This window comes from Methylophaga pinxianii (assembly GCF_020447225.1).
Classification (GTDB): domain Bacteria; phylum Pseudomonadota; class Gammaproteobacteria; order Nitrosococcales; family Methylophagaceae; genus Methylophaga; species Methylophaga pinxianii.
This window is the reverse complement of record NZ_JAJAEO010000055.1, coordinates 1-476: the sequence shown is the minus strand read 5'-3', so window position 1 is coordinate 476 and position 476 is coordinate 1. Positions and strand designations below refer to the sequence as shown.

1 pseudogene is annotated in these 476 nt (G+C 45.4%); it reads right to left on the bottom strand.

The features are described from left to right. Nucleotides 1–476 (bottom strand): annotated as a pseudogene (locus LGT40_RS00255) (PQQ-dependent dehydrogenase, methanol/ethanol family); the annotation flags it as partial.

Here is a 476-nt window from a genome sequence, read left to right as displayed (position 1 = left end):
ACGCCATTTGACCAGTTAACTGCTGGGTCAAATTTCTCAGCAACCAACAATTCACCTGTTTCACGATCCATGGTGTAACCGAAACCGTTACGGTCAAAATGCACTAACATTTTACGCATTTTGCCTTCGATTTTCTGATCGACCAGGATGTTTTCGTTAACGCCGTCGTAATCCCACTCATCGTAAGGCGTCATTTGGTAAACCCATTTCGCCATACCGGTGTCTAAATCACGACCAAACAGAGTCATTGTCCATTTGTTGTCGCCTGGACGTTGTACCGGATTCCAGGTAGATGGGTTACCTGAACCATAATAGAACTGGTTCAGATCAGGATCGTAAGAGTACCAGCCCCAGGTAGTACCACCACCGATTTTCCATTGGTCACCCTGCCAGGATTTCAATGAAGAATCTTTGCCAACAGGTTTCAGCATAGACATGGTTTTTTCTGGGTCAATCAGCATTTCATCATCAGGACC